At 57.9% G+C, this 14059-nt stretch carries 12 protein-coding genes, 1 pseudogene and 1 riboswitch; of the genes and pseudogenes, 6 read left to right on the top strand and 7 right to left on the bottom strand.

From position 1 onward, the window contains the following. The 3 genes and pseudogenes from LDK53_RS05570 to plsY form a co-directional block, all read right to left on the bottom strand. Positions 1–229: pseudogene (locus LDK53_RS05570) on the bottom strand (urease accessory protein UreD); the annotation flags it as partial. A gap of 151 nt (positions 230–380) precedes the next feature. Continuing rightward, positions 381–1847, bottom strand: a complete 1467-nt coding sequence (locus LDK53_RS05565) for an MFS transporter (protein WP_225284874.1) — start codon at positions 1845–1847, stop codon at positions 381–383. A gap of 90 nt (positions 1848–1937) precedes the next feature. After that, positions 1938–2552: a glycerol-3-phosphate 1-O-acyltransferase PlsY gene (gene plsY, locus LDK53_RS05560; protein ID WP_025758529.1), complete on the bottom strand. Its 615-nt coding sequence runs from the start codon at positions 2550–2552 to the stop codon at positions 1938–1940. 107 nt (positions 2553–2659) lie between these two features. Between plsY and folB the strand changes: the two genes are divergently transcribed. Beyond that, entirely contained in the window at positions 2660–3028 is a 369-nt protein-coding gene (gene folB, locus LDK53_RS05555; RefSeq protein WP_025758528.1) for a bifunctional dihydroneopterin aldolase/7,8-dihydroneopterin epimerase, read from the top strand. Between the two features lie 106 nt (positions 3029–3134). Further along, entirely contained in the window at positions 3135–3956 is an 822-nt protein-coding gene (gene bacA / locus LDK53_RS05550) for an undecaprenyl-diphosphate phosphatase (protein ID WP_045285916.1), read from the top strand. 10 nt (positions 3957–3966) lie between these two features. Here the strand turns inward: bacA and LDK53_RS05545 are convergent, their stop codons facing one another. Further along, positions 3967–5208: a multifunctional CCA addition/repair protein gene (locus LDK53_RS05545; RefSeq protein WP_045285915.1), complete on the bottom strand. Its 1242-nt coding sequence runs from the start codon at positions 5206–5208 to the stop codon at positions 3967–3969. Between the two features lie 60 nt (positions 5209–5268). Beyond that, entirely contained in the window at positions 5269–5889 is a 621-nt protein-coding gene (locus LDK53_RS05540; RefSeq protein WP_025758524.1) for a TIGR04211 family SH3 domain-containing protein, read from the bottom strand. A 229-nt stretch (positions 5890–6118) separates the two neighbouring features. Between LDK53_RS05540 and LDK53_RS05535 the strand changes: the two genes are divergently transcribed. The 3 genes from LDK53_RS05535 to hldE are packed head-to-tail and all read left to right on the top strand — an operon-like array spanning position 6119 to position 11768. Continuing rightward, entirely contained in the window at positions 6119–7420 is a 1302-nt protein-coding gene (locus LDK53_RS05535; protein WP_225284872.1) for an inorganic triphosphatase, read from the top strand. A gap of 21 nt (positions 7421–7441) precedes the next feature. After that, positions 7442–10297 carry a bifunctional [glutamate--ammonia ligase]-adenylyl-L-tyrosine phosphorylase/[glutamate--ammonia-ligase] adenylyltransferase gene (glnE, locus tag LDK53_RS05530; protein WP_225284870.1) on the top strand — a complete coding sequence of 952 codons (2856 nt, stop codon included), beginning with the start codon at positions 7442–7444 and terminating at the stop codon, positions 10295–10297. Positions 10298–10337: 40 nt separating this feature from the next. Continuing rightward, the gene (gene hldE, locus LDK53_RS05525; protein ID WP_059384898.1) at positions 10338–11768 is read left to right on the top strand and encodes a bifunctional D-glycero-beta-D-manno-heptose-7-phosphate kinase/D-glycero-beta-D-manno-heptose 1-phosphate adenylyltransferase HldE; all 1431 of its coding nucleotides are present in this window, start codon (positions 10338–10340) and stop codon (positions 11766–11768) included. 115 nt (positions 11769–11883) lie between these two features. Here hldE and ubiK read toward each other — a convergent pair whose 3' ends face one another. Then, positions 11884–12180, bottom strand: a complete 297-nt coding sequence (gene ubiK, locus LDK53_RS05520) for a ubiquinone biosynthesis accessory factor UbiK (protein WP_013098757.1) — start codon at positions 12178–12180, stop codon at positions 11884–11886. Between the two features lie 119 nt (positions 12181–12299). Then, a riboswitch (FMN riboswitch) is annotated at positions 12300–12450 on the top strand. Between the two features lie 109 nt (positions 12451–12559). Between ubiK and ribB the strand changes: the two genes are divergently transcribed. Beyond that, positions 12560–13213, top strand: coding sequence for a 3,4-dihydroxy-2-butanone-4-phosphate synthase (gene ribB / locus LDK53_RS05515; protein WP_008502964.1), 654 nt, complete (start codon positions 12560–12562; stop codon positions 13211–13213). 31 nt (positions 13214–13244) lie between these two features. Here ribB and zupT read toward each other — a convergent pair whose 3' ends face one another. Next, complete coding sequence (zupT, locus tag LDK53_RS05510) at positions 13245–14018, bottom strand: zinc transporter ZupT (protein ID WP_025758519.1); 774 nt, start codon at positions 14016–14018, stop codon at positions 13245–13247. Between the last annotated feature and the right edge of the window lie 41 nt (positions 14019–14059).

The raw sequence follows: 14059 nt of genomic DNA, 5'->3' as shown, positions 1-14059 counted from the left end.
CCAGCCGCACAGAAATATCCAGCGTATCACCGCCCACAACGCCACCAGGTGGGTGCAACAGATAGAGGTGGCAGGTTTCACCTTCAGGATAAAACGGCCGCTGAACGGTTAGCGGCCCGAGGTGATGAGCGGAGTGCAGGAGGGTTTTCTCAGGGGTGTGACAAAACTGCAGGGCAAGCGACGCCTGCCAGCCTTTATACGTATTATCAGTGACCTGAGCTGCTAACATGCTGCATCCATCTGCTCATCATCGGGGTCGTTTCAGTATGCCCTGGCAGAATTGAAGGCTGTCATATGAGTCGCTTATGGATAAAAACCGGCTCATATGATTAATGCAGGCCGGGTAAGCGCAGCGCCACCCGGCAAGAAAGGCGATGAGACTAGCGGTAATCCTCCGCATCCACGTCATACCCGGACGGCTCCCAGCGGATCGCCAGCAGCGAGGCCAGGCCGATAAACGGCGCCAGCGCAATCACCCAGAACACGGCGGTATCAAGGGATGCGACCAGCAGCGGGAAAAGGAACAGCGACAGCGTGGAACTGCTGCGCATCAGCGTCTGGTTGAGACCCACGCCGACGCCGCGCAGCGAGGTCGGGTAGCTCAGGGAGGCAAACGTCATGGTATGCGCACCCGGACCAAAGCCCTGGCCGAACAGGAACAGGGCCAGCATGCCGACGGCGACCACACCTTCCGTTGCGCCTTCAGGCCGCCCCACCAGCGCCAGCCCGAGCAGCGCGACCAGCTGGCAGGCGTAGCCCGCAAGCGACATCCGCCAGGCACCGAAGCGCGGCACGTAGCGTACCGCCAGCAGCCCGCCGACGAAGGCAAACAGCAGGTTAAGCACCAGGGAAATCAGAATGGTCGTCAGCATCGACTGAACAAAGAAGCTGGAGATGATCACCGGCAGACCAAACGCCACGGCGTTATAGGCGAAGGAGGAGACCACAGACAGCAGCGTGGCGAGCGTCGTACGGCGTAAATAGATGCCGCGAAACAGGTTCAGGTAGTTTGCCCATTTTGCTTTATTGACGACAGGTGCTGGCTGGCTGAGCGCGTCCTGCGGTACGTGGGCATTGATGTTATACGACTGGCGTAAAATCGACGCCGCCTCTTTCAGGTTGCCCTGATTCGCCGCCCAGACCGGCGATTCGCTCATATAGCGGCTACGAATAGCAATAATCACCAGCGCCGGCACCGCGCCAAAACCGAGGATCAGGCGCCACAGCCAGTCACTGTGGCTTTCCGGCAGCACGGCGTAGAAGAAGAGCACCAGCAGATAGGAGACGCTGATGGCGGCATACCAGGTGGGGCACCACATCGCGACGCTGGAGGCTTTGTTTCCCGGGCCTTTCAGCCTGGCAAACTCGCTTAAAAAGGCCATCGCCACGGGCAGGTCGATCCCGACCCCAAGCCCCATGACAAACCGGGCGCCCGCCAGCACGTATTCGTTAGGTGCCAGCGCGCAGGCAATGGCGGCCACCACGAAGAAGAGCATGTCGGCCATAAAGACCCGGTAGCGGCCAATTTTGTCCGTAAGATAACCGCCAAGCAGCGCCCCGACAATGGCCCCAAAGGTAATGGCCGAGGCCACCATGCCGGTGCCTGCTGGCGTGAGGTTAAATTCGCGGGTGATGTCTTTGATACCGAACGCCAGCGCACCAAGGTCGTAGGCGTCGAGAAAAATACCGCCCAATGCGATGCCGATAACGATGCGTGCATTGGCCCGTCCCTGCGAACCGTGATTGACCAGCCGCGAAACGTCAGCGGCGCTGCGCACCCACTGGATATCGCCATCCGCTGCGTGGCGTGGTGTTGAAAGAGGAGTGGAGTCTGTAATGTCTGCCATTTTCTTCTGATGTGGTTGTGTTGTGTCTCTAACAGTTACCACAGGCAGAAGGTGACCAAAATCACATTTGGCTATAAGGCATAACTAACCTTATTGAGCGTCTTTTTTCTTCCTCTTGAGCTTCGTCCAGATTTTGGTCTCCTGACGACGCCACAGGCGCTGAATATTATCGTGATGGCGCAGCAGGATAAGGCAGGAGAGCATCGACACCGGGAAGGTAAATTGCGGTTTGAACCACCAGACGTAGAACGGCGCGATCAGCGCGCTGACGATGGCGCCCAGCGACGAATAGCCGCTGAGAAGAATGGTCAACAGCCAGGTGCCTGCCATCACGCCGGTCAGATCCCAGCCGATAGGCGCAATGGCACCAAAGGCCGTCGCCACGCCTTTACCACCTTTAAAGCCGAAGAATACGGGCCAGATGTGGCCAACGCAGGCGGCAATCGCAATCAGCCCCAGCCAGAACGGCGTGACGCCCAGCGCATACGCGCCCCAGACGGGTAGCATCCCTTTCAGAACATCAAAAACCAAAACCGCTACGGCTGCTCCCTTGCCGCCAATTCGTAGTACGTTGGTCGCTCCCGGGTTCCCGGAACCACTTTCACGCGGGTCAGGTAACCCGGCGATGCGGCAGACCAGAATGGCGCTGGAGATTGAGCCGCAAAGGTAGGCGAGGAGGATCATTCCAGGCGCGATTGCACTCATAACGCTGTTCCGTTTTGAAAATGTATCTGTATTCTCAGCATCTGTGGATAATACGCATAATTCGCCGGAAGTGGTATCCGGTTTAGCCAAAAAGCAGGCAGGTCGTGATGGATATTGTATTTATAGAGCAACTTTCGGTAATCACCACAATTGGTGTTTACGACTGGGAACAGACCATCGAGCAGAAGCTGGTGTTCGATATCGAAATGGGCTGGGATAACCGCAAGTCGGCAAAAAGTGATGACGTGAATGACTGTCTGAGCTATGCCGACATCAGTGAAACGGTCATCGCCCACGTTGAAGGGCAACGTTTTGCGCTGGTCGAGCGGGTGGCGGAAGAGGTCGCGGAACTGCTGCTGAGTAAATTCAACTCACCGTGGGTGCGTATCAAACTGAGCAAGCCGGGCGCGGTGGCGCGTGCCGCCAATGTGGGGGTCATCATCGAGCGTGGCACAAATCTGAAAGGAAAGATTTAACGTCATAATAGCTAAACCATTTTAGGTTATACCGGTCTCAGGACTGTATCTTTATCGGTTGTCCGTATGGGGCACCGTTTTTTTATATCTTTTTAGGGGTTTATAGATGAGCGATATGCACTCGCTGCTGGTGGCGGCAATACTGGGTGTGGTCGAAGGATTGACGGAGTTTTTACCGGTGTCCAGTACCGGCCATATGATTATCGTTGGCCATCTGCTGGGCTTTGAAGGCGATACCGCAAAAACCTTCGAAGTGGTCATTCAACTGGGTTCTATTCTGGCCGTGGTGGTCATGTTCTGGCGTCGTTTGTTTGGCCTGATCGGGATCCACTTTGGTCGTCTTCCTCAGCGCGAAGGTGAAGGTACCGGCCGTCTGACGCTTATCCATATTCTGCTCGGCATGCTCCCGGCGGTAGTGCTGGGGCTGGTATTCCACGACACCATTAAATCACTGTTCAACCCGATTAACGTGATGTACGCGCTGGTGGTAGGGGGCTTCCTGCTGATCGCCGCGGAAGTGCTGAAGCCAAAAACGCCGCGCGCGGAAGGTCTGGATGATATGACGTATCGTCAGGCGTTTATCATTGGCTGCTTCCAGTGCCTGGCGCTGTGGCCGGGCTTCTCGCGTTCTGGTGCCACCATTTCCGGCGGGATGCTGATGGGCGTGAGCCGTTACGCCGCGTCAGAGTTTTCGTTCCTGCTGGCCGTGCCGATGATGATGGGCGCCACCGCGCTTGACCTCTATAAAAGCATTGGTTTCCTGACCACCGGCGACATTCCGATGTTCGCCGTTGGCTTCATCACCGCGTTTATCGTGGCGCTGATTGCCATCAAAACCTTCCTGCAGCTGATTAAGCGTATCTCGTTTATTCCGTTCGCGATCTATCGCTTTATTGTCGCGGCTGCGGTGTACGTGGTCTTCTTCTGACCGACTGCCCTCAGTCTTTTGGCTGAGGGCAATGCTTTTCCTTCCAGTCTGATACCGCCTGAATTCGCCGTTTTGTCAGCTCTTCCCGGATCTCCGGTCCTTTGAATCCCGCCTCGACAACGTCTTTCGTTGGCACGGCTTTTGCCACGTTCCACGCCGCCCGCAGCAATCGCCCTTGCGGATAGTCACAGGCTTCAAACCCGGTGCGCCCGCGCACGTCAGCCTCGCTGGTGAGCGCGATCTGCTCCACGCGCTGGGGTTTGCGCCAGGCGTCGATGTTATCGAACAGCTTGACGATGGTGGCCGGTTTCAGGATCGGGAAGGTGTGGATCAGGTCGTGGAACTCGGCCACCAGTTTCGCCAGATCGCGGATCTCGTTCGGGACGCGCAGACGCTGACACAGCCCCTCGACCAGCTTCACCCCCGCCGGGCCATGACCGTGATGGCGAGGCCAGAATTCTTTTGGCGTTAAGCCTTTGCCCAGATCGTGGCACAGGGTGGAAAAGCGCACGTCCACGTCCGGGCTCAGCATGGCCGCCATGCTGAGCGTCATAAGCGTATGCACGCCGGTGTCAATTTCCGGGTGCCATTTCGCTGGCGCGGGGACGCCAAACAGCGCGTCTATTTCCGGAAACAGCACCTTCAGCGCGCCACAGTCGCGCAGAACCTGGAAAAAGACCTGCGGGTTGCGGGTGGTGAGGGCATTTTCCGTCTCTTTCCAGACACGCTCTGGCGTCAGATGTGCAAGCTCGCCGGCTTCAGTCATGGCGGTCATCAGCGCCATTGTCTCATCGGCAATCCGGAAGCTGAGATGAGCGTACCGTGCGGCAAAGCGCGCCACGCGCAGCACGCGCAGCGGATCTTCAGAAAACGCCGGGGAGACGTGACGTAAAAGACGGTTGCGCAGATCGTCCTGGCCGCCATACGCGTCAACGATCTGGCCGTTCTCGTCCTGCGCCAGCGCGTTGATGGTGAGATCGCGACGCAGAAGGTCTTGCTCCAGCGTCACGTCCGGCGCGGCATAGCAGGTGAAGCCGGTATAGCCCGAGCCCGATTTCCGCTCGGTACGCGCCAGGGCGTACTCTTCGCGGCTTTGCGGGTGCAGAAACACGGGAAAATCGCGGCCTACCTGCTGGTAGCCCGCGTCGAGCATCTCTTCCGGGGTGGCGCCTACCACCACCCAGTCTTTATCTTTGACCGGCAGACCTAACAACGCATCACGTACCGCACCACCGACCAGATAACTCTTCACGCCTTACACTCCTGTTTTCTCTTTTCCAGGATAATACGTAAGTCTGGCAGAGAAGACGAATTAGTTCATCCAGCGGTCTTTACGCTTACGGCTTGGGATCAGATGCGGCAGAACCAGACCCAGCACCAGACCTACGCCCAGCACGCCGCCGCCATACATAAACCACTGCATGATGATGGTGCGCTGTTTGTCATCGAGCTGCAGATTGGCGGCATTCACTTTCTTCTGCGCGACAATCAGCTCGTTTTTCAGTTTCTGGTTCTCTTCTTTCAGACCGTTAATCACCCCGTCGCTCTGCGCCACTTTCTGCTGCATTTCAGCGGTGCGCTGGTTCCAGGTGCCGTCGATGTTGTTCAGCTTGTCGGTCAGGGTTTTTACCTGGTTTTCCAGATCCGGCACGCGGGTGCGCAGGCTTGGCACGGTGCTCAGCTCTTTCAGCGGGATCCAGGACGTACGGCCGGAACTGTCGCGAACCTGACCGTAATTGGTCTCCGCGTTGGTCTGTAACAGCGTCACTTCCTCGCCGGCATTTACCGTGCCCACGAGGCGATAATTATCTCCGGGGCCACTGCGTACCCAGGTGTTCAGTTCGTCAGAAACGTAACGCTTCTCTTCAGCGTGCACGGCGGTTGCGGCGCTAAAAGCGAGTAAAGTAAGTCCAATCAGGCGTAATTTAAGCATCATTAGTCGTTATTTTCATAAAAAGTGGAACGATAGTAGTGGCAACAGTGTCTCTACGCAAAGCATTCGTCAGCAATCAGAATCATCTGTGTCACGACTCTACACATTTACGCCCGTCAAATTGCTCATTGCATGGCAATTTGGCGCAAAATACTATGTACTGACAAATAAATGGCGAGGAAGTTCGCCCTCATTGACGCGTCTGTGACGCCCGCAAAAGTACAAGGCTATGGCTCAGGAAATCGAATTAAAATTTATCGTCGAAAAAGACAGCGTTGACGCACTCCGCCAGCATCTGCATACGCTTTCCGGCGAACACCATGCACCGGTACAACTGCTTAATATCTATTACGAAACGCCAGACAACTGGCTGCGCCGCCACGATATGGGGCTGCGCATCCGCGGCGCAAGTGGACGCTACGAGATGACGATGAAAATTGCCGGCCGCGTGGTCGGCGGGTTACATCAGCGTCCGGAATATAATATCGACATCAATAAGCCAGAACTTGAGCTGGAACGTTTTCCGGCCGAAGTCTGGCCGGAAGGTGTGCTGCCTTCCACCCTCGCGGAACAGGTGCAACCGCTGTTCAGCACCGATTTCTGGCGCGAAAAATGGCTGGTGACAGAAGGCAAAAGCCGCATTGAAATCGCCCTTGATTTGGGTGATGTGAAGGCGGGTGAGTTCCAGGAGCCGATTTGCGAACTGGAGCTTGAGTTGCTGGAAGGGGATGCGAACGATGTGCTGAAGCTGGCGCGCAAGCTGGTGAACCAGTCCGGATTGCGCCAGGGGAGCCTGAGCAAAGCCGCGCGGGGCTACCATCTGGCCGCCGGGAATGCGCCACGTGCGCTGAAAGAGACAACCATTTTGCACGTTGCGCCGAAAGCCAGCGTTGAGCAGGGACTGGAAGCCGCACTGGAACTGGCGCTTTCTCAGTGGCAGTACCATGAAGAGCTGTGGGTGCGAAACGTGAAACACGCCAAATACCACGTGCTGTCGGCTATTGCCCTGGTGCGCCATACCCTGGCGCTCTTCGGCGGCATCGTTCCTCGAAAAGCGAGCGCTCACTTACGTGATCTGCTGACGCAAACCGAAACGCTGATGCTTTCCGACGTCTCGGCGCAAACGGCGATCTACAGCCCGCAAACCGCAACGGCAAAACTCGCACTGACCGAGTTCCTGGTGACGCGCGGCTGGCGCGCTTTCCTGGATGCGAAAGCGCAGGCCAAAATCGCGGAAAACTTTAAGCGTTTTGCGGATATTCATCTCTCCCGTCATGCCGCCGAGCTGAAAAACACCTTTGCCTATCCGCTGGGCGATCGGTATGGCGATCAGCTCCCTCGTCTTTCGCGCAACATCGACAGCATGCTGCTCCTCTCCGGCGCTTACGACGGTCCAAAGGCGCAGGCGTGGCTGGAAAACTGGCAGGGGCTGAAGCATGCCATTGAAACCCGTCAGCATATTGAGATAGAGCATTTCCGTAACGAGGCCATTTCGCAGGAGCCGTTCTGGCTGCACAGCGGAAAACGTTAACTCTGGCAAGGAACCCCTAAAATGCCGCTTTCTTCGCAGTTACAGCAGCAGTGGCAGACCGTTTGCGAACGTCTGCCTGAGTCATTACCGGCGTCATCGTTAAGCGAACAGGCGAAGAGCGTGCTCGCCTTCAGTGACTTTGTGCAAGAAAGTATTACCGCCAATCCGGACTGGCTGGCGGAACTTGAAAACGCACCGCCGCAGGCAGATGAGTGGCGGCACTATGCTGGCTGGCTGCAGACTGCACTCGAAGACGTTGCGGATGAGGCCGCGCTGATGCGCGTCCTGCGCCAGTTCCGCCGTCGGGTGATGGTGCGCATTGCCTGGGCGCAGGCGCTGGAAATCGTGAGTGAAGAGAGCACGCTGCAGCAGTTAAGCGAGCTGGCGCAAACGTTGATTGTCGCCGCGCGAGACTGGCTCTACGCCGCCTGCTGTAAAGAGTGGGGCACGCCGTGCAGCGAGGAAGGGGTTCCTCAGCCACTGTTGATCCTGGGGATGGGCAAGCTGGGCGGCTGCGAACTGAATTTCTCCTCCGATATCGACCTGATTTTTGCCTGGCCGGAGAACGGCTCTACGCGCGGCGGGCGTCGCGAGCTGGACAATGCCCAGTTCTTTACCCGTCTCGGTCAGCGTCTGATTAAGGCGCTGGATCAACCCACCCAGGACGGGTTTGTCTACCGTGTGGACATGCGCCTGCGTCCGTTTGGCGACAGCGGCCCGCTGGTGCTGAGCTTTGCGGCGCTGGAAGATTATTACCAGGAGCAAGGGCGCGACTGGGAGCGTTACGCGATGGTCAAAGCGCGGATCATGGGCGACAGCGACGATGCCTATGCCAACGAGCTGCGCGCCATGCTGCGCCCGTTTGTCTTCCGTCGTTATATCGATTTCAGCGTCATCCAGTCCCTGCGTAATATGAAAGGGATGATCGCCCGTGAGGTGCGCCGCCGCGGCCTGAAGGACAATATCAAGCTTGGCGCAGGCGGCATCCGCGAAATTGAATTTATCGTTCAGGTCTTCCAGCTTATTCGCGGCGGACGCGAGCCGTCGCTACAGTCCCGCTCGCTGCTGCCGACGCTGTCAGCGATTGAGCAACTGCATCTTCTGCCGGACGGCGATGCGCACACTCTGCGCGAGGCCTACCTGTTCCTGCGTCGTCTGGAAAACCTGCTGCAAAGCATCAATGACGAACAGACCCAGACCCTGCCGGGCGATGACCTTAACCGGGCGCGTCTGGCGTGGGGAATGCGCGTGGACGACTGGTCAATGCTGACCGAACGGCTCGATGCCCATATGGCAGGCGTGCGCCGAATCTTTAACGAGCTGATCGGTGATGATGAAAGCGAATCGCAGGACGATGCGCTTTCCGAACACTGGCGCGAGCTGTGGCAGGACGCGCTCCAGGAGGATGACACCACGCCGGTGCTGACGCACTTAACCGACGACGCGCGCCATCGCGTGGTGGCGCTGATTGCCGATTTCCGTCTCGAACTGAACAAACGCGCCATTGGGCCGCGCGGGCGCCAGGTGCTGGATCACCTGATGCCGCACCTGCTGAGCGAGGTCTGTTCGCGGGCAGATGCGCCGGTGCCTCTGTCACGCATGATGCCGCTGCTGAGTGGCATTATCACGCGCACCACCTATCTTGAACTGCTGAGCGAGTTCCCCGGCGCGCTGAAGCACCTGATTACGCTCTGCGCCGCCTCGCCGATGGTGGCCAACAAGCTGGCGCGTTACCCGCTGCTGCTGGATGAGCTGCTTGATCCAAATACCCTCTATCAGCCGACGGCAACCGATGCCTACCGGGACGAGCTGCGTCAGTATCTGCTGCGCGTGCCGGAAGAGGACGAGGAGCAACAGCTGGAGGCGCTGCGTCAGTTTAAGCAGGCGCAGATGCTGCGCGTGGCGGCGGCGGATATCGCCGGGACGCTGCCGGTGATGAAAGTGAGCGATCACTTAACCTGGCTTGCGGAAGCGATCATCGACGCGGTGGTGCAGCAGGCATGGGTGCAGATGGTGGCGCGCTACGGCCAGCCGAAACATCTGGGCGATCGTGAAGGTCGCGGCTTCGCGGTGGTAGGCTACGGCAAGCTCGGCGGCTGGGAATTGGGCTATAGCTCCGATCTGGATTTGATCTTCCTGCACGACTGCCCGGTCGACGTGATGACCGACGGCGAGCGCGAGATTGACGGGCGTCAGTTCTACCTGCGTCTGGCGCAGCGCATCATGCATCTGTTCAGTACCCGCACCTCGTCGGGCATTTTGTATGAAGTGGATGCCCGCCTGCGCCCGTCCGGTGCGGCGGGGATGCTGGTCACCTCGACGGAATCCTTCGCCGATTATCAGAAGAATGAAGCCTGGACGTGGGAGCATCAGGCGCTGGTGCGCGCCCGCGTGGTGTATGGCGATCCGCAGCTCAAAACGCAGTTCGACGCTATCCGTAAGGAGGTCATGACCACCCCGCGTGAGGGCAGTACGCTGCAGACCGAAGTGCGCGAGATGCGTGAAAAAATGCGCGCGCATCTGGGCAATAAACACCGCGATCGCTTTGATATCAAAGCCGACGAGGGCGGTATTACCGATATCGAGTTTATTACCCAGTATCTGGTGCTGCTCCACGCGCACGACAAGCCGAAGCTGACGCGCTGGTCGGATAACGTGCGCATTCTGGAACTGCTGGCGCAAAACGACATCATGGACGAGCAGGAGGCGCTGGCCTTAACCCGCGCCTACACCACGCTGCGCGATGAACTTCATCATCTGGCGTTGCAGGAGCAGCCTGGGCATGTGGCGCTGGACTGTTTCACCGCTGAACGCGCTCAGGTAACGGCCAGCTGGCAGAAGTGGCTGGTGGAACCGTGCGTAACAAAACAAGTGTGATATTATCGCGCGCAAATTGTGAATCTTTCTGGAGTCAGGAATGAAAGTAACACTGCCAGAGTTTGAACGTGCTGGAGTAATGGTTGTTGGGGATGTGATGCTGGATCGCTACTGGTATGGGCCGACCAGCCGCATCTCTCCGGAAGCACCGGTACCGGTGGTTAAGGTCGACACCATTGAAGAGCGTCCCGGCGGCGCGGCAAACGTGGCGATGAACATTGCTTCTCTGGGCGCGCATTCGCGTCTGGTGGGCCTGACCGGCATTGACGATGCGGCGCGTGCGCTGAGCAAGTCGCTGGCGGACGTGAACGTGAAGTGCGACTTCGTTTCTGTTCCGACACACCCGACCATTACCAAGCTGCGCGTATTGTCGCGTAACCAGCAGCTGATCCGTCTCGACTTTGAAGAAGGGTTCGAAGGGGTTGATCCTGAGCCGCTGCACGAGCGCATCAACCAGGCGCTGAGCAATATCGGCGCGCTGGTGCTGTCCGACTACGCCAAAGGCGCGCTGGCGAGCGTGCAGACGATGATCCAGCTGGCGCGCAAAGCCAATGTGCCGGTGCTGATCGACCCGAAAGGGACGGACTTTGAGCGTTACCGTGGCGCAACGTTGCTGACGCCTAACCTCTCTGAGTTTGAAGCGGTGGCGGGCAAATGCAAGACCGAAGCCGAGATCGTCGAGCGCGGCATGAAAATCATTGCTGACTTCGAACTCTCTGCGCTGCTGGTCACCCGCTCCGAGCAGGGGATGACCCTGCTGCAACCGGGTAAAGCGCCGCTGCATATGCCGACTCAGGCGCAGGAGGTGTACGACGTGACTGGTGCCGGTGATACGGTGATTGGCGTGCTGGCGGCAACCCTGGCCGCGGGTAACTCTCTGGAAGAGGCGTGCTATTTTGCCAACGCGGCGGCAGGCGTAGTCGTCGGGAAACTCGGTACTTCTACCGTTTCGCCCATCGAGCTGGAAAACGCGGTGCGCGGTCGTGCCGATACCGGTTTTGGCGTCATGAGCGAAGACGAGCTGAAAGTGGCCGTCGCCGCTGCGCGCAAGCGCGGTGAGAAAGTGGTGATGACCAACGGTGTGTTCGACATCCTGCACGCGGGCCATGTCTCTTATCTGGCGAATGCGCGTAAGCTGGGCGATCGCCTGATTGTGGCGGTGAACAGCGATGCCTCGACGAAACGTCTGAAGGGCGAAACGCGCCCGGTGAACCCGCTGGAACAGCGCATGATCGTCCTCGGCGCGCTGGAAGCGGTGGACTGGGTGGTGTCATTTGAGGAAGACACACCGCAGCGCCTGATTGCCGGAATTCTGCCGGATCTGCTGGTGAAAGGTGGGGATTACAAACCGGAGCAAATCGCGGGCAGCGAAGAGGTCTGGGCCAACGGCGGCGAAGTGATGGTGCTGAACTTTGAAGACGGGTGTTCAACCACCAACATCATTAAGAAGATCCAGAAAGACAGTCAGTAAAAAACGGGCCAGTTGGCCCGTTTTTTTATGTCGGGTGACGGCTGCGCCTTACCCGACCTACGCGTTCATGTAGGCCCGGTAAGGCGTAGCTGCCACCGGGCACAACAGGCCGCACTTAGGCCTGGTCATCCACCGGCGGAATCGCCGGGGCCGGCTTCACTTCTTCCGGCGTATTACGGTTTTCCAGCTCGGTCAGACGCTGTTCCAGCAGCGCCAGCTTCTCGCGGGTGCGCAGCAGCACCTGCGTCTGCACGTCAAACTCTTCGCGGCTGACTAAATCAAGGCGAACCAACTGCGCCTGCAGCGTCTGGCGGATTTTCTTCTCAACGTCATCACCAAATTCACGAATGCCTTTTGGCATGGATTCATGGACCTGACGCGCGATCTGCTCAATTTTTTTCGGGTCAATCATTGTCGTTTCCCTTGATGGAAAGGTGTTAGTGTCCATTGTAGCGCGTCATGCCCGGGGTAAACAAAATTGTTTGATGCTTATGCATTGCCCAGGTTAATCAATAGCGTTATAGTTATCTCGCTTATTCTCAGGGCGGGGCGAAATTCCCCACCGGCGGTAAATCAGCGTCACGCTGAAAGCCCGCGAGCGCTTTGGGTGCATTCTCAAAGGTCAGCAGATCCGGTGTAATTCCGGGGCCGACGGTTAGAGTCCGGATGGGAGAGAGTAACGATCCAGTCGGGCATGGGCCCGCTCACGTTATCTTTTTGCCGCTTATAATACGGCGCTCCTAAGACTGCCCTGATTCTGGTAACCATAATGTTAATGAGGTTTTTTTACCATGAATCAGACGCTACTTTCCTCTTTTGGCACTTCAACTCAACGTGTTGAACATGCACTGGATGCGCTGCGCGAAGGTCGCGGTGTGATGGTGCTTGACGATGAAAACCGTGAAAACGAAGGCGACATGATTTTCGCCGCCGAAAACATGACCGTTGAACAGATGGCGCTGACCATCCGTCACGGCAGCGGCATCGTATGCCTGTGTATTACTGAAGACCGTCGTAAGCAGCTTGAGCTGCCAATGATGGTTGAGAACAACACCAGCGCCTTCGGAACCGGTTTTACCGTGACCATCGAAGCCGCGCATGGCGTGACCACCGGTGTATCGGCGGCTGACCGTCTGACCACCGTCCGTGCCGCCATCGCCGATGACGCAAAACCTTCCGATCTGCACCGTCCTGGCCACGTCTTCCCACTGCGTGCGCAGGCGGGCGGCGTGCTGACCCGTGGTGGTCACACCGAAGCGACCATCGATCTGGTGACGCTGGCAGGCTTCAAACCCGCTGGCGTGCTGTGTGAACTGACCAACGACGACGGCACCATGGCGCGTGCGCCAGAGTGCATCACCTTCGCACGTCTGCACAACATGCCGGTCGTGACGATTGAAGATCTGATCGAGTATCGGCAGGCGCACGAGCGCAAAGCCAGCTGATGATAAAACGCCGGGACATCCCGGCGTTTTTTTACCCAATTCCTGCCGTCTGCAGCAATACCAGGCTGAACCCCATCACCGACATTCCGCACAGCACGCCGTAACTGGGGTTGTTGTTCGGGTCAATCTCTTTCGCCAGCGGCATCAGTTCATCCACCGAAAGCGCGACCATAATCCCGGCCACCGCTGCCATGATGGCCGCCATCACAACAGGCGAGACCAGGCTGCCAAGGATCAGCCAGGCCAGCACGCCGCCAAGAATTTCAGCCATGCCGGATATCCCTGCCCAAAACACGGCCGTTCGCTTTGAACCCGTGGCGGCATAAACCGGCCCGGCAACGGCCAGTCCTTCAGGAATATTGTGTAAGGCGACCGCCAGCGCGATGCCGAAGCCCATCTCAAGATTACTGCTGGCCGTCACATAGGTGGCGACCCCTTCCGGGAAGTTATGCAGGCTGATGCCCAGCGTCAGCAGAATCGCCGTGCGCTTAATATTCCGCGGCATGGGGGTAATGTTTTTCTGCATTAAATCCTGCGGATGCGCGTGCGGTAGCATACGGTCAAGAGCAAAGTACCCCAGCAGGCCAAAGACAAACATACCGTAACCCAGCAGCGGAGACATGCCCTCTGTGCCCAACGCGGCGGGGAGCATCTCCATCAGGGAGATAAGCAGCATGATCCCGGCAGCAAAGCCCAGTGAAAAGGCCAGTACGCGGTTAGACGGCTTCTGGCCAAGCACGCCGAGGAGTGCACCGATAAAGGTTGCGGCGCCCGCCAGGATGGTCAGGATCAAGGGGACTGACATGCATTGCTCCTTATGATAATGATTCTCATTAATCCTAATGA

It is taken from the genome of Enterobacter sp. K16B (assembly GCF_020216105.1).
GTDB classification, from domain to species: Bacteria; Pseudomonadota; Gammaproteobacteria; order Enterobacterales; family Enterobacteriaceae; genus Enterobacter; species Enterobacter sichuanensis.
Note: the sequence above shows the minus strand (reverse complement) of the source record. Positions and strands in the feature narration are given on the sequence as shown.

What these genes read in the sequence shown, in the direction of transcription:
- LDK53_RS05565 (WP_225284874.1), bottom strand. Translation starts at nt 1,847, where the DNA reads ATGGCAGACATTACAGACTCCACTCCTCTTTCAACACCACGCCACGCA.
- plsY (WP_025758529.1), bottom strand. Translation starts at nt 2,552, where the DNA reads ATGAGTGCAATCGCGCCTGGAATGATCCTCCTCGCCTACCTTTGCGGC.
- folB (WP_025758528.1), top strand. Translation starts at nt 2,660, where the DNA reads ATGGATATTGTATTTATAGAGCAACTTTCGGTAATCACCACAATTGGT.
- bacA (WP_045285916.1), top strand. Translation starts at nt 3,135, where the DNA reads ATGAGCGATATGCACTCGCTGCTGGTGGCGGCAATACTGGGTGTGGTC.
- LDK53_RS05540 (WP_025758524.1), bottom strand. Translation starts at nt 5,889, where the DNA reads ATGCTTAAATTACGCCTGATTGGACTTACTTTACTCGCTTTTAGCGCC.
- LDK53_RS05535 (WP_225284872.1), top strand. Translation starts at nt 6,119, where the DNA reads ATGGCTCAGGAAATCGAATTAAAATTTATCGTCGAAAAAGACAGCGTT.
- glnE (WP_225284870.1), top strand. Translation starts at nt 7,442, where the DNA reads ATGCCGCTTTCTTCGCAGTTACAGCAGCAGTGGCAGACCGTTTGCGAA.
- hldE (WP_059384898.1), top strand. Translation starts at nt 10,338, where the DNA reads ATGAAAGTAACACTGCCAGAGTTTGAACGTGCTGGAGTAATGGTTGTT.
- ubiK (WP_013098757.1), bottom strand. Translation starts at nt 12,180, where the DNA reads ATGATTGACCCGAAAAAAATTGAGCAGATCGCGCGTCAGGTCCATGAA.
- ribB (WP_008502964.1), top strand. Translation starts at nt 12,560, where the DNA reads ATGAATCAGACGCTACTTTCCTCTTTTGGCACTTCAACTCAACGTGTT.
- zupT (WP_025758519.1), bottom strand. Translation starts at nt 14,018, where the DNA reads ATGTCAGTCCCCTTGATCCTGACCATCCTGGCGGGCGCCGCAACCTTT.